Annotated in this window: 23 protein-coding genes; 3 read left to right on the top strand and 20 right to left on the bottom strand. The window is 69.5% G+C overall.

What is annotated here, in order from left to right:
• Positions 1-147 precede the first annotated feature (147 nt).
• The 3 genes from E6R60_RS25665 to E6R60_RS25655 all read right to left on the bottom strand — a co-directional run bounded on the left by E6R60_RS25665 (position 148) and on the right by E6R60_RS25655 (position 3,643).
• Complete coding sequence (locus E6R60_RS25665) at positions 148-996, bottom strand: serine protease (RefSeq protein WP_136329022.1); 849 nt, start codon at positions 994-996, stop codon at positions 148-150.
• A gap of 633 nt (positions 997-1,629) precedes the next feature.
• Entirely contained in the window at positions 1,630-2,172 is a 543-nt protein-coding gene (locus tag E6R60_RS25660) for a pyridoxamine 5'-phosphate oxidase family protein (RefSeq protein ID WP_240802681.1), read from the bottom strand.
• Between the two features lie 19 nt (positions 2,173-2,191).
• Positions 2,192-3,643, bottom strand: a complete 1,452-nt coding sequence (locus E6R60_RS25655; protein ID WP_136329021.1) for an MFS transporter — start codon at positions 3,641-3,643, stop codon at positions 2,192-2,194.
• A 143-nt stretch (positions 3,644-3,786) separates the two neighbouring features.
• On the opposite strand from E6R60_RS25655, the gene E6R60_RS25650 reads away from it, so the two are divergent.
• Complete coding sequence (locus E6R60_RS25650) at positions 3,787-4,710, top strand: LysR family transcriptional regulator (protein ID WP_240802680.1); 924 nt, start codon at positions 3,787-3,789, stop codon at positions 4,708-4,710.
• A 468-nt stretch (positions 4,711-5,178) separates the two neighbouring features.
• On the opposite strand, the gene E6R60_RS25640 is transcribed toward E6R60_RS25650, so the two are convergent.
• The 14 genes from E6R60_RS25640 to E6R60_RS25575 form a co-directional block, all read right to left on the bottom strand.
• Complete coding sequence (locus E6R60_RS25640; RefSeq protein ID WP_136329019.1) at positions 5,179-5,829, bottom strand: OmpA family protein; 651 nt, start codon at positions 5,827-5,829, stop codon at positions 5,179-5,181.
• Between the two features lie 8 nt (positions 5,830-5,837).
• Positions 5,838-6,437, bottom strand: a complete 600-nt coding sequence (locus E6R60_RS25635; RefSeq protein WP_136329018.1) for a hypothetical protein — start codon at positions 6,435-6,437, stop codon at positions 5,838-5,840.
• A 31-nt stretch (positions 6,438-6,468) separates the two neighbouring features.
• Positions 6,469-7,158: a pilus assembly protein TadG-related protein gene (locus E6R60_RS25630; RefSeq protein ID WP_136329017.1), complete on the bottom strand. Its 690-nt coding sequence runs from the start codon at positions 7,156-7,158 to the stop codon at positions 6,469-6,471.
• Positions 7,155-7,388, bottom strand: a complete 234-nt coding sequence (locus E6R60_RS25625) for a hypothetical protein (protein WP_136329016.1) — start codon at positions 7,386-7,388, stop codon at positions 7,155-7,157. Before E6R60_RS25625 ends, E6R60_RS25630 begins: the two co-directional genes overlap by 4 nt.
• 252 nt (positions 7,389-7,640) lie before the next feature.
• Positions 7,641-8,738, bottom strand: coding sequence for a response regulator transcription factor (locus tag E6R60_RS25620; protein ID WP_136329015.1), 1,098 nt, complete (start codon positions 8,736-8,738; stop codon positions 7,641-7,643).
• Positions 8,739-8,786: 48 nt separating this feature from the next.
• The gene (locus E6R60_RS25615; RefSeq protein ID WP_136329014.1) at positions 8,787-10,103 is read right to left on the bottom strand and encodes a histidine kinase; all 1,317 of its coding nucleotides are present in this window, start codon (positions 10,101-10,103) and stop codon (positions 8,787-8,789) included.
• Between the two features lie 51 nt (positions 10,104-10,154).
• Positions 10,155-11,039, bottom strand: coding sequence for a DUF5936 domain-containing protein (locus E6R60_RS25610; RefSeq protein WP_136329013.1), 885 nt, complete (start codon positions 11,037-11,039; stop codon positions 10,155-10,157).
• Between the two features lie 16 nt (positions 11,040-11,055).
• Positions 11,056-11,994: a type II secretion system F family protein gene (locus tag E6R60_RS25605; protein WP_136329012.1), complete on the bottom strand. Its 939-nt coding sequence runs from the start codon at positions 11,992-11,994 to the stop codon at positions 11,056-11,058.
• A gap of 10 nt (positions 11,995-12,004) precedes the next feature.
• A complete protein-coding gene (locus E6R60_RS25600) occupies positions 12,005-13,342 on the bottom strand; it encodes a CpaF family protein (protein ID WP_136329011.1) in 1,338 nt (445 codons plus the stop codon).
• Between the two features lie 59 nt (positions 13,343-13,401).
• Complete coding sequence (locus tag E6R60_RS25595; RefSeq protein ID WP_136329010.1) at positions 13,402-13,770, bottom strand: TadE/TadG family type IV pilus assembly protein; 369 nt, start codon at positions 13,768-13,770, stop codon at positions 13,402-13,404.
• A gap of 3 nt (positions 13,771-13,773) precedes the next feature.
• Positions 13,774-14,178, bottom strand: coding sequence for a TadE family protein (locus E6R60_RS25590; protein WP_136329009.1), 405 nt, complete (start codon positions 14,176-14,178; stop codon positions 13,774-13,776).
• 16 nt (positions 14,179-14,194) lie between these two features.
• Positions 14,195-15,466, bottom strand: coding sequence for an AAA family ATPase (locus E6R60_RS25585; RefSeq protein WP_136329008.1), 1,272 nt, complete (start codon positions 15,464-15,466; stop codon positions 14,195-14,197).
• Positions 15,467-15,473: 7 nt separating this feature from the next.
• The gene (cpaB, locus tag E6R60_RS25580; protein WP_136329007.1) at positions 15,474-16,184 is read right to left on the bottom strand and encodes a Flp pilus assembly protein CpaB; all 711 of its coding nucleotides are present in this window, start codon (positions 16,182-16,184) and stop codon (positions 15,474-15,476) included.
• A gap of 177 nt (positions 16,185-16,361) precedes the next feature.
• On the bottom strand, positions 16,362-17,222 hold the full coding sequence (locus E6R60_RS25575; RefSeq protein ID WP_136329006.1) for a hypothetical protein: 861 nt from the start codon (positions 17,220-17,222) through the stop codon (positions 16,362-16,364).
• 814 nt (positions 17,223-18,036) lie between these two features.
• Here E6R60_RS25575 and E6R60_RS25570 point away from each other — a divergent pair.
• Both E6R60_RS25570 and E6R60_RS25565 read left to right on the top strand, forming a co-directional pair.
• Positions 18,037-19,704: a glycoside hydrolase family 18 protein gene (locus tag E6R60_RS25570; RefSeq protein WP_136329115.1), complete on the top strand. Its 1,668-nt coding sequence runs from the start codon at positions 18,037-18,039 to the stop codon at positions 19,702-19,704.
• A 216-nt stretch (positions 19,705-19,920) separates the two neighbouring features.
• Complete coding sequence (locus E6R60_RS25565; RefSeq protein WP_136329005.1) at positions 19,921-22,251, top strand: serine/threonine-protein kinase; 2,331 nt, start codon at positions 19,921-19,923, stop codon at positions 22,249-22,251.
• Between the two features lie 51 nt (positions 22,252-22,302).
• On the opposite strand, the gene E6R60_RS25560 is transcribed toward E6R60_RS25565, so the two are convergent.
• The 3 genes from E6R60_RS25560 to E6R60_RS25550 all read right to left on the bottom strand — a co-directional run bounded on the left by E6R60_RS25560 (position 22,303) and on the right by E6R60_RS25550 (position 24,811).
• Entirely contained in the window at positions 22,303-22,740 is a 438-nt protein-coding gene (locus E6R60_RS25560) for a RidA family protein (RefSeq protein ID WP_136329004.1), read from the bottom strand.
• Positions 22,741-22,746: 6 nt separating this feature from the next.
• The gene (locus E6R60_RS25555; RefSeq protein ID WP_136329003.1) at positions 22,747-23,505 is read right to left on the bottom strand and encodes an IclR family transcriptional regulator; all 759 of its coding nucleotides are present in this window, start codon (positions 23,503-23,505) and stop codon (positions 22,747-22,749) included.
• 73 nt (positions 23,506-23,578) lie between these two features.
• On the bottom strand, positions 23,579-24,811 hold the full coding sequence (locus tag E6R60_RS25550) for a sugar kinase (RefSeq protein WP_136329002.1): 1,233 nt from the start codon (positions 24,809-24,811) through the stop codon (positions 23,579-23,581).
• Positions 24,812-24,929 lie beyond the last annotated feature (118 nt).

Below are 24,929 nucleotides of genomic sequence, written 5' to 3'. Positions count from 1 at the left end.
GAAGTCCTGCGCAGCCAGATGGTACGAAGTGTCGCCCCAGAAGCCGGGCGCTGTCCGGGCCCTCGATCTCCCGCACCTAGACGGTTCGCTCAGGCCGCGGGTCGGTCTTGCGGCGTGCCGCGACGGCGGTGACGCCACCGGCGACGCTCAGCGGTGGGAGCTCTTGGCCGCAGCCGACGGAGCGCCGTGGGTCTTCATGGTCTTGTTGATCCAGCCCGCGTAGGCGGGCGCGCTGGTGTAGAGGCCGGGGCCCTGTGAGCACGGCACGTCCGGGGCGCCGGGCCCCGAGGTGACGCCGATCAGCTCCCAGCGGCCGTCCCGGCCCTTTTGGACCTGCGGTCCGCCGGAGTCCCCGAAGCACGCCATGGCCTTGGGCACGGTGGTGATCGTGCACAGCCGGGTCCGGTCCGCGTAACCGGGCGCGCACTCGGCCTCGGCGCCCCTGCGGGTGTTCAGCTCCTGCAACCGGTCGGGGAACGTGAACTCGGTGTCGACGGTGGTGCCGAACCCCAGGAGCCGGGTCGGCGTGCCCGGCTTCCCTGCCCGCCTGGCGATCCTGATGGGTTGCTGGGCGACCGGGCGGTCCAGGCGTATCAGCGCGATGTCGTTCTTGTTGGCGGCCTCGTTCTCGCCGTTCACATAACCGGGGTGGACGAAGGTCCGGTCGATCTTCCGGACCGTGCCGCCGGACTTGCGGTGGTCGCTGCCGACCCGCACTATGCCGTCCAGCTTGATGCCCTCGACCTTCAGACAGTGGGCCGCCGTCAGCACCCACTGCCGATCGATCAGCGAAGCCCCGCAGTTACCGTCGATCAGGCCCTGCTCCGGGGCCGACTCCGGGATGGTCGCCATGAACGGGTAACTCTCGGTGGAGTCCGAGCCGTTGACGATGGCTGAGGCGCTGCCGGCCATGACCGTGACGCAGGCCGCGACGGCGAGAGCGCCGACGGCAGCGGTGCGGGCGGTACGGCGGTGCGGCGACTTGAAGCTGAACACAGAAGGTTCCCTCTTGCTCGGTGGATCCGTATGCATTCAGCTTCGCCGTCCGAAACCTGCCGCACCATCGGGGCAACGGGCCGGTCGATGGTAGGGCAGGCCCCCCCTCTGTACTGCGGAAACCTCGGGGCCGGCCTGTGACCGGTGAAGAGGAATCGTCGACGCTCCGGGCGCGCATCGGCGAGGGCTCGGAGGCATCCGCCTGCGAGACCAGGGTGTCGAGGATCAAGGGGAAGGGTGGCCCGAACGGTATCCGGGCCACCCCGACGAGCAAACCGCCTGAACCGACAGTCTCAGCCCTACGACATGTCTGCCGCCTCCGGGCTGTCCTGTAGGGTCTCGCCGCTGGCGGCATAAGGCGGTGCTGTGACCTGCGACTTCTGCGGCTGTCTCACAGCCTGGCCGGAGGGTGTTGTCTCACGAACGCGTCATTTCCTACGGAGGGGACGGCGCATCCTCACCCCTCCACAAGTCTCGGGCTGTTCCCGGTGCGGCTTTCGGACTGTCCTGGACCCGCCGCGGCCGTGGTCACGGCCGTGACATCACCGGCCCCACGGCCGCCGGAGCGGTAAGCAAGCGCGGGAAGGACCGACGCCCCCGTCGGAGCGGGGGCATCCGTCCCTCTCCGAGGATTCAGCGGACGGCCACCTTGTCCGAGTTCCTCGGGTCGGCGGACGAGGTGATCTCCGAGGCCGGGCCCTGCGTCCGCCACAGCGTGCTGCGCAGATCGGAACCGCGGACGAGTTGTATGCGCCAGGGATCGATCCGCAGCACGTGGTAGCCGGGATCGTCGGGACCGCCACGCCAGTAGTGGACCGGGTCGTAGCCCACACCCGGCGGTCCGCCCCTCTTGTACAGGCCCCATGCATGCAGTTTGGAGTCCTCGTCGTCGGCCCAGGTGGAGACGCTGTCCACGAAGGCCGCGTTCTGACGGGGATTCCAGTACGCGTACGTCGTGTGGGGGTTGCCCGCGAGGTGCGCGCTCTTGACGGGGGTCCGGTACGCGGCGAGCCAGCCGACCGGCACGCCGTCGACGATCTCCCACACGGGCAGCAGCACACGAGCGCGCGGACGGTGGTGACGGTCGACGGTGACCATGGTCGCGTACTTGATATCGCGGATGTAGTTGAGGAAGGAGTCCTGGATCTCGGAGAACTCACTGACGGTATCGGTCATGACTCTGTCCCTTCGAGGATCAGCGGGAGACGGGGGCGCTGCTTCGCTCAGCGGCAGCGTCCACCGCGGCGGACGGCTCGTCGCCGCGCCGGGTGCGCAGGCCGAAGGCGCTGATGACAGCGGCGACCACTGCCGCAGCAAACGGGACGAGCAGGCCGGCCCGGTAACCATCCAGCAGTGCGTCAGGAGTCTCCGCGTGCGTGGCGGCCACGCTGACGGCGGTGACCGCGGAGAGCCCGAGGGCGGCGCCGAACTGGAAGGCGGTGTAGAGAAGGCCGCCCGCGAGTCCCTGCTCCTCCTCCGCGATCCCTTCCGTGGCCAGGATGGTGAGCGGGCCGTACGCCAGGGAGAACGCGAGGCCGAGGGTGATCAGGCTCGGGAACATCGCCGCGTAGCTCCAGTCCGCTCCCAGCGGGAGGAACAGCCCGTAGGAGAGCACCGCGAGCAGGAGTCCCCCCACGATCACTTTGGCGGTGCCGAAGCGGTTGACCAGCCGCGGCGTGAGGGTCGGCGAGAGAAGCGCGTCGACCCCGATGACCAGCATCGCGAAGCTCGTCTGCAGCGTCGACCAGCCGCGCAGTTCCTGGAGATACAGCACGATCAGGAACTGGAAGCCGAAGAAGCCGCCGGCGAACAGCATCGCCGAAAGGTTCGCCCGGACCAGGGAGCCGTTGCGGAAGATGCCCATGCGGACCAGGGGCTCGGGGGAGCGCCGTTCGATGACGAGGAAGGCCGCGAAGAATGCCAGCGCGGCCAGCACCGTTCCGGCGCTGGTGGTGATCCCGGCGTGGGCCGCACGCTCGACGCCCAGCACGATCAGCACGAGGGCAGCGGTAACGGTAAGCGCGCCGGCGGCGTCGACACGCTTACCGGATCGGTCCGGGCGTGCCGATTTGGGGACGAACGCGAGGGCCGCGACGAGAATGACGAAGGAGAGCACGACCGGGGCGAAGAAGACCCACCGCCAGCCGATGGCGGTGAGCAGCCCACCGGCGACCAGGCCGATCGTGAAACCTCCCGCGGCGGTGCCCGAGTAGATGAGCAGGGCCTTGTTCCGCTCCGGGCCCTCGGCGAAGCCGGTGGTGATGATGGACAGGCCCGCCGGGGTCATGAAGGCTGCGGCGACGCCCGTGATGAAGCGCGCGACGATCAGCATCCATCCCTCTGTGGCGAATCCGCCGAGCCCGGAGAACAGCAGGAAGACGGTGAGCCAGAAGACGAACATCTGACGGCGTCCGAACAGGTCGGCCGCCCGTCCCCCGAGGAGCATGAAGCCGCCGTATCCGAGTACGTAGGCGCTCATGACCCACTGCAGCTCACCGGTGGCCAGTCCGAGGTCGGCGCGGATCGATGGCAGTGCCACATTGAGCATGGCGACATCGATGCCTTCGAGGAAGATCGCGCCGCACAGCACGAGCAGGATGCCCCACTTGTGTGCGCTCAGCCCGCTCGAAGTACTCAGGGCACTCATGACGATGAACTCCTTCCAAAAGTCGTAGGCGTTGGTGGTGCCTCAAGCTTTCGTCACGCCCCGGACGGGAACAACAGCGATGATCGCAACGTTCGGAAAGCCACGCTTACCGATCCGAGTTCCATGCGATCCTGGAGATGCACATGGACCAGAACGAGCTCGATTGCTTTCTCGTGCTCGCCGAAGAACTGCACTTCGGCCGTACCGCCACCCGCCTGCGTCTCTCCCGCGCCCGGGTAAGCCAGCTCATCCAGAAGCTGGAGCGCCGCGTCGGAGCCCCTCTGTTCACGCGCACGAGCCGACGTGTGGCCCTCACCAGCCTGGGCAGCCGCCTCCGTGATGACCTCGAACCGCACTACCGCGGCATCGAGGGCGCCCTTGTGCGTGCCGTCGCCTCGGCACGCGGCATCGAGGGAGTCCTGCACGTCGGCTTCTCCACGCCCTTGGCCGGCGAGATGGTGATGAAGACGATCGAGAGGCTGCGCATCACCCATCCCGAACTCGCCGTCGAGGTATGCGAGGTGCCGCTCTCCGATCCGTACGGAATGCTGCGAAAGGGCGCCTTCGACCTCCAGTTGGCGGACTTCCCCGTGCGCGAGGACGACCTGACCCGCGGCCCCACACTCCTCGCCGAGGACAGGGTGCTGGCTGTCGCAGCCGGGCATCCCCTGGCCGGACGGGACACGGTGACGCTTGAGGACCTGACCCGTGTGCCGTTGCTGACGATCGCGGGAGACATCCCGGAGTACTGGCTGGAGCATCAACTGCCGACGCGCACACCCAGCGGCAGGCCGATCGCGCAGGGGCCGTCCGTCACCAACTTCCAGGAAGCTCTGGCACTCGTCGCCGGCGGCAAGGGCGCCTTGCTGTCGGGGGCCCACATTGCCCTCTACCAGGGCCGTCCCGGTATCTGCTACGTCCCGGTGGAGGGAGACAAGCCCCTCCGATACGGCCTGATGTGGCGGTCCGACGGCGGCAACCGGGCGATGGAGCTCTTCGGTCGCGTAGCAGGCGAGATCGCACAGGACATGGCTCCGGCCGACCCCCGGAGAGCGACACCCGGATGACCGGCCACCCAGGGTGTCGGCCCCGGGTGATGAGGTTTTCGGCCGAACCGGCCCTCTCCGTCGACCTACTGGGAGCCAGTAGGAGGAGACACCCAAGCTCCAGACGCGACTCGTAGATCATGTGGTCGTCTGCCGTCGCAGACCAGTAGGTCCCCGAGTAGTGGCGCTGCCCCTTGTACCAGCGGAACGTCCTCCACGGAACTGCCGCCCCGAGCTGCTCAACGGTTGTGATCTCCCACGCCCGATCCTCCACAGCCGTGCCGTCTTCACGGCGAACACTCACGGTCGCAGCAGCGGTGCCAAGATCATTGCTTGAGTGTCCCGGACCGAAGTCCGGGACACTCAAACGAGTGAGCCACCTGAACTGGCAGTCTCAGACCTGCGGCATATCGCCATCACTTGGCCATCTCCTCTGAGCTTCGGCCAAGAAATCTGAGACCCTACACGTCCTCTGGTGGGGCGGGTGCCTCAGGAGGAGTCGCCGCGCGGGAAGGAGACCTCCACGCGACGGTTCTTCTTGCGGCCCTCTTCCGTGCTGTTGTCGGCGATCGGGTACTGCTCGCCGTAGCCGCGGATCTCGAACGTCACGTTCGCGCCCGTGGACGTCACCAGCACCCTCTGCACGGCGTCGGCGCGCTGCTTGGAGAGCACGTCGCCGTGTGCGGAGGAGCCGAGATTGTCGGTGAAGCCGAAGACGCGCACCTTGGTGGCGTTCTGCTTCTTGATCTCGGCACCGATGGCGGCGATACGGGAGTTCGCGGCGGCGCTCAGCTTGGCGCTGTCCTTGCCGAAGAGCACCTCGGCCTGGAGCGCGAACTTGATGTCCGCGTTCGTGTCCTCGCGCCGCTCCTCGCCGCCCTCGTCCTCGACGACCTGGATGATGTCGAGCACCTTGCCGGGGGCGAGGGTGCCGCCCTCGGGCATCTTGAGGTCGGGGTCGGTGCTGTCGAGCTTGACGGGGGGCTCGGACGAGGCTTCTGTGCCCGGGGGGACGCTCGGGCCGTCGTCCGCGAGGGCGGTTGTCGCGCCGAAGACCGAGGTACCGGCCAGCAGTATTGCTACGGCAAGGGAGCGACCGGCGAGGTGCCCTGGCCTGCGGAGTGTTCGAACATTGCTCATGTCAGCCATCACCCAGAGATCTTCAGCGAGGCAGTGGCGAATGTCGGGAGCGTGAAGTCAACTTCGGTGGTCGTCTCCGGAGGAGCCGGGAACTGCATGAAGACGGAGATGGATTTGCCAGGCTGGATCGCTGACAGCCCCGTGGTGCAGAGGCACCGCCCATCAGTGTCCCGAAGAATGTAGTAGCGCTTCTTACCGACCTTGTCGACAAGAGTCGCGCCCGCTACTGAATTCGGGTTCTTGGCGAGGATCGTGCTCTCGGTGCCAGACCACTGACCAGCACTTCGAATCCCGTCTCCGCCATTCTTGATCACGCCGCTCACAGTCACGAAACCACCGCTGTCGCGCTTGACCTCATTGACGACAAGAGTCAGGCCGTCACGCCCGTTGACTTGGGCAAGTTTGGCATTCGTGTCCACCGGGTCCCCAGCGGCCGTATCGCCATTTGGCCCCTTGTCCCCACCTGAAGACTTGGAAGACGACGAACCGGGGTTCTCCGTCTTTCCTCCGTCGTCACCACCGCAACCGGTGACGACGAGGGCCAAGGCGGCCGCCACTGAGGCAGCGGCCACTGCCCTTCGGGACTTCGTGGTACGCCGAATGCTCATGGGTTCAGATTCCTTTACTCGTCGTTCTCTGTCAGTCGTCGATCAAGTGCACGGCGAAAATGGCCTTGGCCACGGACTTCCACAGTTCCGGATGGGCAGGGTCGACCTTGAGTCCGTCGCTCAGCCCGTCACAGGAGAGAGTGGGTATGGGGAGGTCCGGCTTGCCGCCCTGGTCTTCTCCGTCGTCCCCCTCATCGGATCCCGGGTCATCACTCGGCACGTCCTTGAGGTTCGGTGAGCACCGGAACTGAATGACGGCGGTGGCCGTGGCCTTGCCGTGTGTGGTCTTCGTACTGGGGATCACCGAAGAACCCACCGTGTAATCGGTTTCGACGCTGACGGTAACCCTGTCCCGCAGGAAGCCCTCGTCCCAGCCGCATAGAGGCCGACGGAAAGGATCGTCGCTATGGAGGTGCGAATCGTTGGCGGATGCCAGCTGGCGCGCCTTCCAGCAACCCTTCTCAAAGTAGCGGTAGTTCTCCAGAAACTTGCTGAGACCGTTGGGCTCCCGCAGAGCGGCAAGGAAAGGTACTCCCAGGTTGTCCCGGGCTTCTTGAGCGGCGGCGAGCGCGGCAGCATCCGCAGCGCCCTGAGCACCGTTACGCGTGGCGGATGCCTGACCAACAGCGAAGAAGGCGAACGCGAGAAAGAGCAAGCCCGCCACCATCACAATGTAGATGGGGAAGGCTTGCCCTCGATCGCGGTGGGAACCGTTGATCACGAGCCGGCGGTGATGGAGTTCACCAGACCGGTGATACGAGTCGTGATCGCGGCACCGATACCCGAGGCCACCATGCCACCGATGATCGCGACGACCACCAGGATGATGCCGAGGTACTCGAAGGCCGTCTGTCCGCGGTCCGCGGTCTCGTAGCGCTTCTGGATCTTGGAGACGGCGGTGTTGGCCCAGCCGTTGACGCGGACGGCGGTCTTCAGGGTGATGTTCGACATGGTGTTCCCCTCCAGATTCGGCCGACCGACTGCCGGCCGACTCGCAAGTTCCTTTGTCGTCACTCCCGTTACCGGCTTCCTCCTGGCCGGTGCCGTTTGCGACATGAGAAACATACGGCGGAACACCCTGCCCACCGGAGGGTCCCAGGGCCCATTCCCGGGCCCAATCCAGCAGTTGGGCCCTGGGCGCCCGGGACTGGGCCCCCGGGCCCGCACTCTCCGCGCCTCGTTCGATCCCCCGACCGGCCATGACTACCTGTCCCCCCGTGCAGCGGGCCCGGCGGCCGACGCCGTACCGAGCCAGCGGGCGATCGCCTCGCTGCGGCTGCCGCTGTGCAGTTTGGTGAAGATGCGGTTGATGTGGTTCTTGACCGTCTTCTCGCTGATGAAGCACGTGGCGGCGATCTGCTGATTGCTCATGCCGGACGCGATCAGGTCCATGACCTCCACCTCCCGTGAACTCAGTCCGTACTGCTGCCGGTCCGGGGGCACGCCCGGCCCCCCGGTCACCGAAGACTGTCCCATATTTGGTTGCAGATGCGAAAGACCCTGAGCGGAAACGGCCGGTCGCGCCCCATATGAGGCCTGTTGGGGAGCAGGCAGCGGCATGGGGGAATGTGCATACGCATCGTGTTGCTGCGGCAGTCCGACAGGATGACCGTCATATCCGGGCTGCTGGTAGGGGACGCCCGAAGTCAGCGCCGTTCCCAGCCCTTCCGGCAGGACCGGCCCCCGCTGTCCCGGGCCCTGACGCATATGGGCCAGGAGAGCGTTCGCCGCCGTGGCGGTGAAGTGGGCCCGGCCGCTCTGCGTGTCCCGTACGGCTTGCACCAACTGATCGGCCGTGAACTCGCCGTGCACCAGGTAGCCGCCCGCGCCCAGCCGGAGCGCCTCGTGGACGATCTCGCTCTCGCGGCTGTAGGTCAGCATCATGACGGGTGCGACCCGCACCAGGTGCGGCAGCGCGGAGATGCCGTCCACTCCCGGCATCCGGACGTCGAGCAGCACGACATCCGGGCGGTGCTGAACGGCCATGTCGTAGGCCTGACGGCCGTCCGCGGCCTCGGCGACGACCTCGATGTCGTCACGGCCGGACAACAGGACGCCCAGCCCGGCCCGGACCACGGGGTTGTCGTCGGCGACGACGACCCGCAGCGGGCCGCGGGCGGGCAGATCGGGAGCGGCGGGGAAGGCGGGCATGGGTCCGGATGCCGCGGTCTGCTGGGGGGCGGGGAACCCCGGGGAGCTGGATTCCGAAGTGACGGGTGTGGCATGCGAGGACGTGTGCTGGGAGGCGTGGTGCTCTGCCGCCCAGTTCTGGCCCGAGGCACGTGAGACGTCGTCCGGCATTCTGCGACCTCCTCTCATGGTTGGTGGGGACGGGTGGGGGGACCTTGGTCAGTCGAGCGGTGCAGCGGGTGGCGCTTGGGCCAGGGCGGCCAGGGGCAGTTCCAGGCGGACTTCGGTGCCCGTGACCGCCTTGCCCTTGCCGATCCGGATGCGGGCGCCGATGGACGCGGCGCGTTCGACCATGCCGACGAGGCCGAAGTGGCCGGCCCGTCTGAGGTCGTCGAGCGTGACGCCGGCGGGCAGGCCGCGCCCGTCGTCGTACACGCTGACCCTGAGGACGTCGCCCTTCACTCCGACGAGTACGACGAGGTAGGTGGGGTGGGCGTGGCGGTTGGCGTTCTCCATCGCCTCGGAGGCGATGGTGAGCAGTTGCCGGGCGACGACCTGCGGCACGGGCGGCACGGGAAGGTCGTTGAGCAGCCGGAAGGTCGCGGTGAGGCCGTGGCGCCGGGTGAAGTCGTCCGCACGGGCTCGCAGCTCCGCCACCACGTCGATTCCGCCGTCGAGCCCTGATTCGCGTCGCAGGTCGGACAGCAGTTCGCGCGACTCGGCCGCCGCTCGGCGGGCGGACCGGGCGACGAGCTCGGCCTGGTGCTTGACGGTCAGCGGGTCCATCCGGTCGGAGGAGCTGGCCAGACCGTCGGCTGCCATGGCGAGGCCGTGGAGCGTCTTGGCCACGGAGTCGTGCATCTCCCGTGCGAGCCGGGTGCGTTCGCCCTCGATGGCCTCGTTCACCGCCAGCCTGGCCCGCGTCTCCGTGAGAGCCTGACTCGCCGTTCCGAAGCGGAGCAGCAGGTTGCGCAGCGTGACTCCGACCGCGCCGGCGATCACGCAGAAGCCGGGGAGCAGCAGCGCGGTGGCCTCGCTGGCCCGCAGCTGCTCCTCGCTGCCGTACACGCCGAAGATGATCAGCGTCTGGAGGGCCGCGAAGACGGCCGCGCCCCGCCAGCCGTACACGAGGCCGGCGAGCAGGGGCGTACAGACCGTGACGTACGCCAGGGTGGATTCCGGTGTGGCGGTGATCAGCAGCAGAGCGCCGAAGAGGGCGTCGATGCCGAGCAGCCAGGGGTGGCGCAGGAAGATCGGGCCGAAGCGCTCCCAGTCCCGGAAGAGGACGTAGGACCCCATGAAGGTGACGAGGATCGCCGCGCCGATCAGCCAGGTGGCGAGGCCGGGCGCGGTGCGCTCGATCGCGAACGGCGTCGCTATGGCCGTCATCGCCAGCCGGAAGCCGAAGACCTGACGGCACATGGCCTGGAGCGCGTTCAGCTGGATCGCGAAGGCCGGCTGAGCGCCCGGGTTCGCGAGTGCCTGGCGCACCTCGCTGGTCAGTCCCGGTTTTGAGTCGCTGAGTTGGAATGCCATGCGCCTGTCACCTCCCGCTGCTCGTCGTGTTCATCATCCCCGTCATTCAGGTCAGCCGCCGAGGAACGAGAAGTCGACGTTGGCCCCGTACACGAACCCGACCGTCAGCAGCACGAGCGTTCCCGGGAGCAGGAACGAGGTGACCGCGAAGGTCGCCTTCGGGACGGCCTTGGCCGCCTTGCGGCGGGCGTTCTGCGCGTCCGTGCGGCGCATGTCGTTGGCGATCTGGATCAGCGTCTCGACGATCGGCGCGCCCAGTTCCTCGCCCTGCTGGAGCGTGGTCACGAACATCGCGACCTGCTCCGAGTCGTTGCGCTTGCGCAGCTCCTCGAAGGCCTGGCGGCGGCTGACGCCCATGTCCATCTGGCGCAGGGTGATGCGGAGTTCGTCCGCCCAGGGGCCTTCGTACTTCTCGGCGACGCGCTCCAGCGCCTGGCGGAAGCCGAGGCCGGCGGAGACGACGACCGCGAGGACGTCGAGGAAGTCCGGGAGCGTGCGCTCGATGTGCTCCTTGCGCACGCGGACGGCCGACCAGATGCCGACCTCCACCCAGAAGGCGCCGAAGGCGAGGAGCAGGATGGTGACGAAGATCTGGCCGCGCATGAGGGTCGACAGGGCGCCGAAGGCGCCGAGCGCCCCGTAGACCGCGCGCCGGGCCGCGTAGCGGTCGATGGTGAGGCCGCCGGGGTTGCCGGCCATGTCGATCTGGCGGCGCTTCTTGTTGACGGCCTTGGGGCCCATCATCCTGAGCACCGTGGGGGCCCACCGCATGCCCATGCGGTCGATGCCGGAGCCGACCGCGCTGGTGCGGGTGGAGCCGACCTCCAGGGCGATGGCGAGGTCGCCGGGAAGCTTGGCGTCGGCCCGGTACATCCGGATGCCGGCGATCGCTCCGTACACGGCGAGACCTACGACGAGTGCGAGCAACAGGTCCATGTGTCCGCTCCTTCCCTCAGACGTCGATACGGGACAGGCGGCGGATCACGACGAATCCGATCGCGTACAGGACGAGCGAGACGATGACCGCGACCTGGCCGATGAACGCGCCGGTCATGCGGTCGAGCGCGCCCGGCATCACGGCGTTCATCAGGAGCATCGCGCCGATGCCGAAGCCGGGGACGGCGTAGGCCGTGACGGTGACCTGCGAGAGCTGGGTCTTGACCTCACGACGGGTTTCCTTGCGCTCTTCGAGCGTCTCCGTGAGGTTGCGCAGGGAGCTGACGACCGTACCGCCGGCCCGGTTGGACAGGACGAGGGTCGTCACCAGGACGACGAGTTCGCGGGACGGCAGCCGGTCGGTCAGTTCGCTGAGCGCGTCGTCGAGCGATTCACCGACGCTGAGCCGGCGTGCGACCCGCGACAGCTCCTCGCCCGCGGGGTCCTCCAGCTCGTCGGCCGCCATGGAGAGCGCGGTGCGCAGGGCGAGTCCGGCCTGGGTGGCGTTGGCGAGGATGCGGGAGAGCTCGGGGAGCTGGTTGATGAAGCGCTCGGTGCGCTTGGTGCGCTGCCAGTTCAGGAAGGCGTTGGTGCCCCAGAGTCCGACCAGCGCGGCGACCGGGCCGAAGAAGGAGGCGAGGATCGACGAGGCGATCATCCAGAGACCGGCCAGCGCGATGATCGAGTAGACGAAGAACTCGCCCGGGGTGATCTCCAGGCCCGTCGCGGCGAGCTTCAGCTCGATCCTGCGGCCGAGCTTGGTCTTGCGGAGCCTGCGGTCGATGCCCTGGAAGCGGCGGTGGCGTCCGACGGTCTGTATCTGGCCGGTGTGCGAGAGGCGGTCGACCAGCGCGTCGCGGTCGGCCTTGCCGCCGGCGTACGCGTGCAGGCCCATGACGCCGAGCACGCCGCAGACGAGCGTGGCGCCGATCGTGAGGAGGGGGAGATTGTCCATGACGCGGTACCTACTTGGCCTCTCGGGTGGCGAGCTGTTCGTCGGACGAGGCGACGCCGAAGGCCTGGGGAATGGGCTGGCTGGCCATGTAGAGGCGTTCGGCGACCTTGCGCGGGAGCGGGAGGTACTGGAACTGGCCGTGGATCCGCCCGTCGGCGGCCATCGGCTGGGGGAGGAAGCGGGCGACGCTGACGATGCGGTAGTTGTCGCGGCCGTGCGAGTCGAGGATCGCGATCTCGGTGACCTTTCGACCGCCGTCCGCGAACCGGGTGAGCTGGACGATCACGTCGACGGCGCTGTTGATCTGGTCGTGCAGGGCCTCGAAGGGGATCTTGATCTCCGACATCGAGGCGAGGGTCTGCAGACGCATCAGCGCGTCCTCGGCGTTGTTGGCGTGGACGGTCGCGAGGGAGCCGTCGTGACCGGTGGACATCGCCTGGAGCATGTCGAGCGATTCGCCGCCACGGACCTCACCGACGACGATGCGGTCGGGGCGCATACGCAGGGAGTTGCGGACCAGGTCGCGAATGCTGATCTGGCCCTTGCCCTCGACGTTCGCCGGGCGGGACTCCAGGCGGATGACGTGGCTCTGCTGGAGCTGGAGTTCGGCGGAGTCCTCGATGGTGATGATGCGCTCGTTGTTGGGGATCAGCCCGGAGAGCGCGTTGAGCAGCGTCGTCTTGCCGGTGCCGGTGGCTCCGGAGACGATGATGTTGAGCTTCGCCTGGACGAGGCCCGAGAGCAGGATCAGCATCTGTTCGTCGAGCGAACCGAAGTTGATCATCTCCTGGAGGGTGAAGGCCCTCGGGAAGCGTCGGATGGTGAGCGTGGCGCCGGTCAGCGCGAGCGGCGGAATGATGACGTTGACACGCTCACCGCTGGGCAGTCGCGCGTCCACCATCGGGTTGGACTCGTCCACGCGGCGGTTGACGGTCGACACGATGCGCTCGATGGTCTGCATCAGCTGCTCGTGCGAGCCGAAGCGCATCGGGAGCTGTTCGACCTTGCCGCTGCGCTCGACGAAGATCTGGTCCGGTCCGTTCACCATGATTTCGGTGATGGACGCGTCCTCGAGCAGGGGCTCCAGGATGCCGAGACCGAGGGCCTCGTCGACGACGCGGCGGATCAGCTGCGAGCGTTCGACGGTCGAGAGGACCGGCCCTTCGCGGCTGATGATGTGTCCGAGGACGCGCTCCAGGCGGGCCCGCCGGTCGGCAGCGGCCAGCGAGGACATCTCCGCGAGGTCGATCTCCTCAAGCAGCTTGGCTCGGTAGGAGGCGACCATATGGCCGTCCTCGCGCCCCCCGCCGTGCTCCTCGGGGGCGGTGATGCGTGCCCGCAGGCTCATGGTGCTGACTCCTTGGTCCGGCGTGCCGGTGTGGTGCGGTGGGGGTCGGTGCGGATCGGTTATTCGCGGGGCATGGTGGAGGTGCGGCTGGCTTTGCCCCACGAGAGGCCGGGGATGACGCTGGGGATCTCGACGTGGGCGGTGTAGGTCACCGTGTCGAAGCCGTACGACTCGTCCCAGTCCAAACCGTCCGCGAGCCAGCCGCTGATCGCGTGCTCACCGGCCAGCCGCGCAGGCATGTCGGGCTGCTCGTGGCTCGCCGTACGGGCTGCCGCGCGCGCGGCCGTCCCCGCCTGGTTCGCCGTATACGCGGCGACGCCCAGCTGGATGGCGCACAGCCCGACCAGAAGCAGCAGGGGGATGAACCCCATGTACTCGATGGCGACCTGGCCTCGGTCACGGCGTGCGGCGGCCTTTCGGCTGCTCATCGCTCAGCCCTCCTTCGCCGAGGCGGCGTTGCCCTCGACGTCCATCGGGAAGTTGAGAACCCCCGGCACGAGGACGGGGACCTCCAAGGTCACCTTGGCCCGGTACAGGCCCCACTCCGCACCGCAGTCGATCTCGACATCACCCTGCCAGGCGTCCGGCAGGTCCTTCCTCGCAGCTTCCTTGCAGGCCGCGTCCTGCCTGCTCTGCGAGCCGTTGCCCGCTCGTGCCGCCACGTCCGCCGAGTTCCCCGCCAGGATGTACGTGTAGCCGATCAGCGCGCACTGCCAGAGCACGATCAGCATCAGGATGATCAGTGGCGTGACCCCGACGAACTCGATCGCGGTCTGACCGCGGTCGCGTTCACGCCTCCCGCCTATCCGCCCGTCCGCCATTTCTATGGTGGCCATGAATCAACCTGCCCCCTCAGTCGTTTTTGCCACGGCCCGCGGAATCGCCCCGTCTGCGGGGGCGTCCGATCGAACCCCGGTCGTTTTTGTACTTGCCACTGCCTTCCGCCCCGGCCGGCCTCTTCACCAGCCCGAGTTCGCCCGCCAGGGCCCAGAGCGCCTGCTTGACGACGCTCTTCGACTCGAGTTCGTGCATGCGGCCGGCGTCGACCGCTCCCTGGAGTTCCTTGAAGTTGGCGGGGATCGCCGTGCCCGCGATCCGGGTCCCCGTGATCTTCTGGATCAGGGGAGGCTGGATCTCGGTGTTGCGGCTGTAGCGGTTGACGAGGGTCGTCGTCTCCTCCGCCTTGCGGATCTGGAGCCGGTCCCACATGCGGACGATGCGCTTCGCGCCGCGTACCGCGACCACGTCCGGTGTCGTGACGAGCAGCGCGATGTCGGCCATCTCGATGGCCGCCGCGTTGGCGCCGTTCATCTGACTGCCGCCGTCGATGACCACGATCTCGTACCGCGAGCGCAGTGCGCTGACGATCTGGCGGGCGGACCGGTCGCTGACCTCCTCGCCCCGTTCGCCCTCGCCGGGCGCCAGCAGCAGGGCGAGCCCGCTGCTGTGGCTGAACACGGCGTCGGCCAGGACGCGGGGCGAGATGTCGCTGATCGCGGCCAGGTCGACGATGGAGCGGCGGAACTGCACGTCGAGGAACGAGGCGATGTCCCCGGACTGGAGGTCCATGTCGACCAGGGCGACGGTGTGGCCGGAGGCCTGGGCGGCCAGGGCCAGCTGCACGGCGGTGACCGTCGCGCCGACGCCGCCCTTCGCGCCGCTGACGGTGACGACCGTGCCTCCGGGGCCGGTGAAGACCTCGGCGCCCGCCCCGAGGTGGCGGCGGACCCCGACGGACCAGCCGGCGGCGGCCTGGACGCGCTGGGCCAGCTCCTCGTACGAGAGGGGCAGGCCCACCAGGCCGCGCGCGCCGGAGTCCATGGCTGCCGAGTAGAGCCCCGGGCTCGCGTCGGCGGTGACGAGCACGACCCCGACCGCCGGGAAGCGCAGGGCCACCTCCCGGATCAGCTCAAGGGCTGGAACCGGACCGATCCGCTCGTGCACCAGCACGACCTCGGGCAGCTCGTCCAGCGACTCGGCGGCGAGCCGGGCCAGGGTGTCGAGCAGCGCGGTGGAGTCACCCAGTGGCCCGGCCGGCTCCGCGTCGGGGAGCTGGCTGAGCAGTGTGGTGATGGATCGGGCGGCGTCGGCATCGCCGACAGCCGGGAGGATTCGTGTGCTCATCCGGTCCTCACTTGTTCTTGTCTTCGTCGAGGTTGTAGCTGCCCTCGCCCGGACGGAGCGTGGTCGGGCTGTCGTTCGGCAGCAGGGCCAGCCGGACGTGTTCCGCGAAGGACTCGGCGTAGGCGACGCGCTGGGCGTCGGTGGTGTCCAGGGCGAAGGTGATCGGCACGGCCTCGGTCGGGCCGCTGCGGTCGTCGCTCTTCGGTTCGAGGGAAGTCAGGTTGCCGACGTCGATGACCTTGGCGTTGGGCACGATGACGCGTGAGGTGGGCTCTTCCTTGTCGTTCTGGCCGCCGAAGGTCGCGTAGATGTTGACCAGGTTGCCCGGCCGGATCTTTCCGGCGACACCCGTCGCGGCGTCGATCATGATGGCGATCTCCTGCTGTCCGCTTTCCAGCGCGGGGCGCTTGACGATCATGTCCTCTTGAAGCAGCGAGCCGGCGCGGAGATTGGTGACGGCGATCTTGCCGTCCAGGACCGAAAGGTCGGTGACGGCGTTCTTCGACAGCCAGCGCTTCGGCATCGATACCTTCTTGAACTGCCCCGGTTCCAGCGGCCGGTAGGGGGCTATGGGCGATTTGACCTGGTAGGCAGTCACCTCCGGACCCACCTTCGAGTTCACATCACTGATCACCGAGAGCACACCGGCGAACGCACCGAAGGCGCAGAGGACCGAGAGGAGGAGAAGGATGACGCCGCGGCGTTGCCGTGAGTTCATGAGCGGAGCAACCTCGTTGGGAGACGTGGGGTGATGAGCGGACAGAGAGGCGGAGCGGGGTCGGGCCGTCGCGGGTCACGTTGCGGCGTCCGTCCGCTCTCACGGAACGGACCGGGTGCGCCGTGTGCTGTCGGCCGGGCTGTGGGGGCAGCACCGGCACACCACCGTCGCGATGGCTCACGACCCGTGGCGCATGGGTGTTCCTTGGTTCAGGACACCGGAACCGTACGTTTGGTTCTCCGGCGGTTTCAGCGGGGCCGAACACAGACCGCAGCGGTCGCCGATGAGTTCATTTCCGCACCAGGTGCAGACCTCCCTGCGAACCGAAGAAACCAGCTGATAAATCAGTGAGATATCGGGCAGGAAGGCAGCGAATTCGATCATCTTCGAACTGCCCCACCAGGCGGGCGAATCCGCGGGCAGCGCGACTTCGTGGACGGCCTGCGTCTGCCAGGCCGGGGCAATCGTGGAGGTCACCCACTCGGATTGCAACTGGCCTCTGGCCACCAGCAGATGGGTGGCGAATTCGGGGCCGGTGAGCTCCCCCGAGCCGATCTTGATCAGCTGCGGGTTCGGGTTGGCCAGCACGCCGAACTGCGAGCCGGGGACCCATGACTTCGCGTGCGCCTTCATGCTGACGGGGACCCGGTCCAGCTTGGTGACCGAGTTCAGCAGCGCTCCGGCGTAGATGTAGTGGGAGAGCAGCCTCGCCGCGGAGGCGACGACGCCGGCACTGAAGTCACAGATGGACAACTGCCTCAATTGGCGCACCAGTACAGCCACCCCCAAGGGGGGCAGATCCGACTTGATCAGCGCAATCCGATCGCTCTCCAGCATGGAGCGGATCATGTGCAGCCGTCGCTCGTGGGCGGCCGGGATGCTGGCGGGGTAGACCGCGATGACGTAGCCGTGCTGCTCCAGGAGCAGGTGCATGTCGCCCAGCGCCTGCTCGAGCGGATGGTCGTCGGGCGCTCGCAGGACCACCGCGGGGGGCGTCTGCTGATCGGTCGGGGGCAGCACGAGGTCAGCACTCGTCACTGCTATTGCTGTCGGCACGCTGTTCTTCCCCGTTCGGCTCCGGCCGCCGCGTACCGCCGGCCGCAATCGTCCTGCCAGGTGCTCCTTACCCAGGCGCTCCCGCCTCAGCACTTTATCCACGTACGACGGGGCAGAGAACACCTTGGGGGCCCAGTGAGGCCGGACTCACGAACTCCGCATAGGGCGTTCGCGTGACAAATCGCCCCAAGTGGCGGGTCGTTAAATTGCGTACCATTCAACGACCCAGTCGGGGAAACCGACGCAATTCATGATCCTTTCGTGCCTCCGTGCACGTCAGGGCCGTGGGAGCGCTTTCACCGGACGGCCCATGACGTTCCGGTGCGGCCCGCGTGAACTATGGGCCCGGATTAGGGCCCTTGGACCTACGTCCGCCCGTCCGGGCAGCGCGGGTGAGACGCGCGTTCCGCGCACGGGCGGCCGGACTCCCTCTCGCGGGTGAACGGGCCGGCGGTCCACAACCCGGCCACGCCCCCGTTCACGCCTCGTTCGCATCCCCTCCACCACACCTCCCCACTCCGCACTCACGCGCCACCCCTCCGCGCCTCTCCGCACCTCGCCGTACGAGCCGTCGCGGCCGGTCGCCGTCAGAGGTCTTGACAACTCGATTGGTCTGGACCAGCTTTAGCGCCCAACGGTGGCCACCGTTCCCCGAGTCCCCACGCCGGCACCACCCCCGCACGCCCGTGCCGCTCCCCCGCCATCCCCGACTCTCTCCTTCCGGAGGCAGCAAGTGGAACGTTCCCCCGCACCCAGCCACCGACGGCGTCACCACCGCCCGCTCCTCGGTTCCGCCATGGCCGTCGTCGCCGCGGGCGCGCTGACCCTCACCGGTCTCGTCAGTACCGCCGAGGCCGCCGACGTCAACGTCGCCAAGAACGCCGGGTTCGAGTCCGGCCTCTCCAACTGGACCTGTTCCGGCGGCTCCGGCGCCACCGTCTCCTCCCCCGTGCACAGCGGCGCCGCCGCCCTCAAGGCGACGCCGGCCGGCCTGGACAACGCCCAGTGCACGCAGACCGTCGCGGTGAAGCCGAACTCGACGTACTCCCTCAGCTCCTGGGTCCAGGGCTCGTACGTCTACCTGGGCGCCAGCGGCACCGGCACCACCGACGTGTCGACGTGGACCCCCGGCTCCAGCGGCTGGACACAGCTCTCGACCAGCTTCACGACCGGGCCCAGCACCACCTCCGTCACCGTGTACACGCACGGCTGGTACGGGCAGCCCGCCTATCTCGTCGACGACGTCTCGGTCAGCGGACCCGACGGCGGCGGTGGCACCGACCCCGCCCCGACGATCCCCGCGGCCCCCGCCGGTCTCACCGTCGGCACGGCCACCTCCTCGTCCCTCGCCCTGTCCTGGAACGCGGTCTCGGGCGCGACGGGCTACACCGTCTACAAGGACGGCGCCAAGACCACGACCTCCACCGGCACCTCGGCCACGATCACGGGGCTGGCGGCCGACACCGCCTACCAGTTCGCGGTGACCGCCACGAACGCCGCCGGCGAGTCCGCCAAGTCCACGACCGTCAGCGGGCGTACCGCCACGACCGGCGGAGGGAACCCGAACCCCGGCACCTCCGTGCCCAAGCACGCGGTCACCGGCTACTGGCAGAACTTCAACAACGGCGCGACCGTGCAGAAGCTCAGCGACGTCCCCGCGAACTACGACATCATCGCGGTCTCCTTCGCCGACGCCACCAGCACGCCCGGCGCCGTCACCTTCAACCTGGACTCGGCGGGGCTGAACGGCTACACCGTCGACCAGTTCAAGGCCGACATCAAGGCCAAGCAGGCGGCCGGCAAGAACGTGATCATCTCGGTCGGCGGCGAGAAGGGTTCCGTCTCGGTCAACAGCGACGCCTCCGCCACCAACTTCGCCAACTCGCTCTACTCCCTCATCCAGGAGTACGGCTTCAACGGCGTCGACATCGACCTGGAGAACGGCCTCAACTCCACCTACATGACGAAGGCGCTGCGCGCGCTGTCGCAGAAGGCGGGCTCCGGCCTCGTCATCACGATGGCCCCGCAGACCATCGACATGCAGTCCACCTCGGGCGAGTACTTCAAGACGGCGCTCAACATCAAGGACATCCTGACCGTCGTCAACATGCAGTACTACAACAGCGGTTCGATGCTCGGCTGTGACGGCAAGGTCTACTCGCAGGGCTCGGTGGACTTCCTGACCGCGCTGGCGTGCATCCAGCTGGAGGGCGGCCTCGCCCCGTCGCAGGTCGGCCTCGGCGTCCCCGCCTCCACGCGGGGCGCGGGCAGCGGATACGTCTCCCCGTCGATCGTGAACGCGGCGCTGGACTGCCTCGCGAAGGGCACCGGCTGCGGGAGCTTCAAGCCGTCGAAGACCTACCCGGGTCTGCGCGGCGCGATGACCTGGTCGACCAACTGGGACGCCACGTCGGGCAACGCCTGGTCGAACGCGGTCGGCCCGCACGTCCACGCTCTGCCGTAACTCAGCACGGAACCAGTCCTGTTGCGCATCACGCGTCACTGACCAGCAGCGCCGCCGCTCCCCCGGCGGCGCTGCTGCGTGCGCGGGGTCCGACAGGCGTATCCGGCCTGTACCGGACACGCAACAGAGTGCCGGGAGTTGCCCCATTCGATGGCTGTTCGCGCGGCCTCGTGGCACCGTGGTCGGGCGCGGTGGTGGTGCGACGGGGGGAGTGACATGGCCGGGGCCCGGGTTCAGGCGCTGGGTGGGGACGATCCGGCGACGCTCGGACCGTACCGGTTGATCGGGCGGCTCGCGTCCGGCGGCATGGGGCGGATCTACCTCGCCCGCGGCGGCGATCGCGGCGGGCGGGGTCTCGTCGCGGTGAAGACGCTGCTGGCCGAGGGGAGCGTCAGCGACATCGACAGGCGGCGCTTCGCGCGCGAGGTGGCCGTCGCGCAGCGTGTCGCGAGTGCGTACACCGCGCGGGTCCGGGACGCGGACCCGGACGCGGAGCGGCCCTGGATGGCCATCGACTACATCGCCGCTCCCCCGCTCTCCGAACTCGTGCGGACGTGCGGGGTACTGCCCGCCTCGGCCGTACGGTGGATAGCCGCCGGAACCGCGGAGGCCCTGGTCACGCTCCACGGCGTGGGTATCGTCCACCGCGATGTGAAGCCGCAGAACGTGCTGCTGCCGCTGGACGGCCCCCGGGTCATCGACTTCGGCATCTCGCACGCCAGCGACCTCACGCTCACCGGTCTCACCCTCGGCACGATCGCCTTCACCTCCGCCGAGCAGGCCCGCGGCGAGGAGTCGACCGCCGCGTCCGACGTCTACTCGCTGGGCGCCACGCTCTTCCTGCTCGCCACCGGCCGGCCGCCCTACGCCGCCGACGGAGACACCCTGCGGCTCCTGGCCCGCGTCCAGCGCGGCGAACTCGACCTCGACGGACTGCCGAAGGAACTCGTCGCGACGATCCGGCCCTGTCTGTCCGTCGACCCGGGCCTGCGCCCGGCGCCCGCGGACCTGCTGGCCCGCTTCCGCCGGGAGCAGGAGGGCCTTCCGGCGTCCCAGAGCGGCACCCGGTGGCTGCCGCCGCGGTGGACGGCGCTGATCGGTGCGTACGCGGCCCAGGGGCTGGAACTCGCGAACGACCGCGGGACGAGCGGAACGGACCCGGGGACGCCGAACCGGCCCCCGTCGAACCCGGGGGCACCTCACCCGACCGCCCCCACCGCCGTCCAGCACACCGGCGTCGTCCCGCCCCCGCCGCCGACGCTCGTCTACCCCCCGGAGCGGCAGGCCCGTGCGGCCCGCGACCGCACCCGCCGCGAACGGGCCCGCCAGGAAATGGCGGCCCTCGCGGAACTGGCCGAGCGCCAGCGCGCGGAGCAGGCCGAGCAGGAACGCGCCGAGCAGGAGCGTGTCGAGTCGGCCCGTCTGGAAGCCGAGCGGCAGGCTGCCCAGCGTCTGGAGGCCCAGCGCGCCCGGCGTGAACGGGAGCGCGCGGCGCAGGAACACGCGCGTGCCGAACAGGAGCGGGCACAGAGGCAGGCCGAGCGGGAACGCGTCCAGGCGGAGAGCGCGGCGCGGGAGCGGGCCGAGCGGGAACGCGCGGCGCGGGAGGCGAGGGAAGAGGCCGAGCGGGCGGCGCGGGTGCGGGCCGGGCGCGAGGCCGCGCGCCGGGCCGCCGAACAGGAAGCGGCCCGGCAGCGTGCCGCCCGTGCGCCTACGCCCCCACCCGGCCCGGCCCCTTCCCCGGCACCCCCGGGGGCGGGCTCGTCGCGGAAGGGGTCGGGGCTGGGCTGGCTGCTCACCGTGGCCGCCGTCGTCGCGCTGCTGATCTGGCAGCCCTGGGAGACGACGGGGAGCGAGGGCGGCAACAGCGGCAGTTCCTCCTCGTCGGGCGCCACCGCCTCAGGCGGTACCGCCTCCACCTCGTCCGACGGGGGTCTCGACACCAGTACGGACGCCGACAGCGGCAGCGATGACGACGATGCGAGCGATGCCGCCGTGGACGACGACCCGACGCCCACTCCGACACCCACGCCCACGCCGGCCCCCACCCCCGACGCCACGGACCGGGCGTTCGCCGCCGTGCGCGCGGGTGACTGCCTCGACGTCTACAACGACGGGCACGACGAGATGAGCGCGACTCGCCCGATCCGGGTGAGCTGCAGCGCCTCGAACGCGTACATGCACGTCAACCGCGTGAGCACCCTGGCCGGAGCGTCCAGTTCCTGCGACACCGGGGCGGGCTTCACCTGGTGGAGCCGACGGGGTGACGACGACGTCGAAAGGACGCTCTGCCTCGACCGGGTGTACCAGGTCGGCCAGTGCTTCCCCGCGGACGTCGAAGGGGCCACCAACGCCGATCTGACGGTCGTGTGGCGCTGCAACGCGTCGACCGTGCCCCGGGCCGGCCAGTCCATCCTGCGGATCACGGGCTTCTACCGGGCTCCCGTGGCGGGCCAGGACTGGACGTGCCCGGCCGGGAGCGGACAACGCTTCTGGTACTGGCAGGTGAACCAGGGCCGCAGCATCATCTGCGCGTCGGCGGCCTGAACGGACGCGCGGCACGGCGCCGTCGTGCGGCGGGCGCCGCGCCGGCCGGGTTCAGCCGAGGACCGCGAGGGCGTCGATCTCGATGAGCAGGCCCTTGGGCAGGCCGACGTAGACCGTCGTGCGGGCGGCGGGGGCCTCCTTGAGGTTCTGCTCGCCGAAGTAGGCGTTGTAGATCTCGTTCATCTCCGCGAAGTGGTCCACGTCCGTGAGGTAGACGCGCATCATCATCACGTCGTCCCAGCTCGCGCCGCCCTCCTCGAGGATCGCCTTGACGTTGGCGAAGGTCTGGAGGGTCTGCTCGCGCAGGGTCGGACCGGCCGGCGTCGGGGCCCGGCCCTCCACGGCGGGCAGGAAGCCGACCTGTCCGGCGACCTGCAGGATGTTCCCCTTCCGCACGCCGTGCGAGAACCTGGCGGGCGGGGTGGTGTGGGTGCTCGGGGTGAGGGCGGTCTTCACGGCGCGGTCGGTGCGGTCGGTGCGGTCGGTCATTGCGGATCAGGCCTTCTTGGGTGGGTTGGTGCCGGAGTACTCCCGGCTGATGGTGTCGGCGGTGCGACGGACCAGGGGGAGCAGGGTGAGGAGCTCCTCGGCCGTGACGACCACGTTCGGTGCGGAGACCGACATCGCGGCGACGACGCGCCCGTCGGCCCCGCGGATGGGGGCGGCGACGCAGTTGATGGACTCCTCGTGGCCGCCGAGGTCGGTGGCCCATCCCTGTTCGCGCACGGTGGCGAGCTCCTTGAGGAAGGCGCCGGGCCCGGACGTCGAACGGGACGTGTACAGGGGGTAGTCGAGCTTCTCGGCGAGGGCGCGCCGCTCGGCTTCGGACAGGTCGGCGAGCAGGAGCTTGGCCACGGCGGCGACGGTGATCGCGACGGGCTTGCCGATGCGGGAGTACATCCGGACCGGGTAGCGGCTCTCGACCTTGTCGATGTAGAGGACCTCGTTCTCCTCGTACACGGCGAGGTGCACGGTGTGCCCGCAGTTCGCGTTGAGCTCGACGAGGTGCGGGTGGGCGATCTCCCGGACGTCCAGGTTCTCCACGGCCTCCTGGGCGAGGGCGATGAGCCGGGCGCCGAGGCGGTAGCGCTGGTCCTCCTGGCGGTAGACGAGCCCGTGCTCGTGGAGCGTACGGAGCAGGCGCAGGGCCGTGGACTTGTGGACGCCGAGCCGCTCGGCGACCTGCCCGAGGTCGGCGGGCCCCTGGGCGAGCAGCGGCAGGATGCTGAGCGCCCGGTCGACGGTCTGGCTCATGCGCGTGCCCCGCTGTCCCCGGCCCGGCCTTCGCCGGGGACGCCCCTCTTGCCGGGTCGCTCGCTGCGCTCGCTCATCGCGTACGTACCTCCGTGTCGTCCCCCGTCCACCCGGGGCCGAGACGCAGTCTCCCCCAGGCGGTGTCGTCGAGGGCGGCGAGGCGGTCGGCGAGTTCGCGGGCGGGCGGGCCGGTGAGGTCGCCGGGGACGGTGAGGACGGCGGCGGCCATCAGGTGCCCGTGCCGGGCGCGGTCGCGGACGGGGAGTCCGCGGAGGGTGGCGGAGAGGAACCCCGCGGCGAAGGCGTCGCCCGCGCCGACGGGGGCGACGACGTCCACGTGGAGGGCGGGGACGGTGGTGACGGTGTCGGGAGCGGTCGGCTCGGCGGTCGGGCCGGTGGTCGCGGGAGCGGTCGGCTCGGCGGTCGGGCCGGTGGTCGCGGGAGCGGTCGGCTCGGCGGTCGGGCCGGTGGTGGCGGGTCCGGCGACCCCTCCGGCCCGTCCGGCGCTCGGGGACCGGGGGGCCGCGGGCACCACCCGGGGTTCGGGAAGGGGCGGGGCGGGGCGGGAGAAGACCGTCGCCCCCTCCGCGCCCCGCTTCACGACCACGACCGCCGGTTCCGGCAGCGCCGCACGGATGGCCTCCGCTCCCGTGATTCCCCACGCCTCCTCCGCCTCGTCCTCGCCGACGAAGACGAGGTCCGCCCGGCGGGCCAGATCCAGCAGGACGCCCGGGGACGCTTCGGCGCCGCGCCACAGGCCCGGCCGGTGGTTCACGTCGAACGAGACCAGCGGCCGCCCCGGGCGCGGCGCGGTCAGCTCGCGCAGCAGGGCCAGGCAGTCGGCGGACAGCGCGGCCGTGATGCCGGACAGGTGCAGGACCCGGCCCGCGAACAGCGCCTCGAACGGGACGGTCGAGGGCGACATCGCGGAGGCCGCGGAGCCGGCCCGGTAGTACGCCACCTCGTGGACCTCGGTGCCGCGGTCCGTCGCCGTACGGAAGTAGATCCCCGTCGGCCGGGCGGGATCCCGTCGCACGGCGGAGGTGTCGACCCCGTACGCGGAGACCGTCTCGACGAGGTGGTCGCCGAATCCGTCCGCCCCGACCCGGCTCACCCAGGCCGCGCGGTGCCCGGCCGCGGCCAGGGCGCAGGCCACGTTGGACTCGGCGCCGCCGATGCCGCGACCGAAGGACGGTACGTCGGCGAGGCGCCCGGGCCGCGAGGGAAGGAACGTCACCATGGACTCGCCGAGGCACACGACGTCGGCGGCCGCGTCGGCGTCGGTCCTGGCCGGGGTTCCGGACACGCGGGCTCCTCGGGTCGGGCGGGCGGGCGGACGGCGCCCCGGTCTCGCCATTGACCGGGCGTCGGCTCGGATGTTAGACAGCCTGGAGCATTATGCGCAACGCCCGTTGCATATGGTG

Origin of the sequence: Streptomyces sp. A0642, assembly GCF_004795105.1 — a bacterium.
Lineage (GTDB): Bacteria > Actinomycetota > Actinomycetes > Streptomycetales > Streptomycetaceae > Streptomyces.
This window is presented reverse-complemented; position numbering and strand designations above follow the sequence as displayed.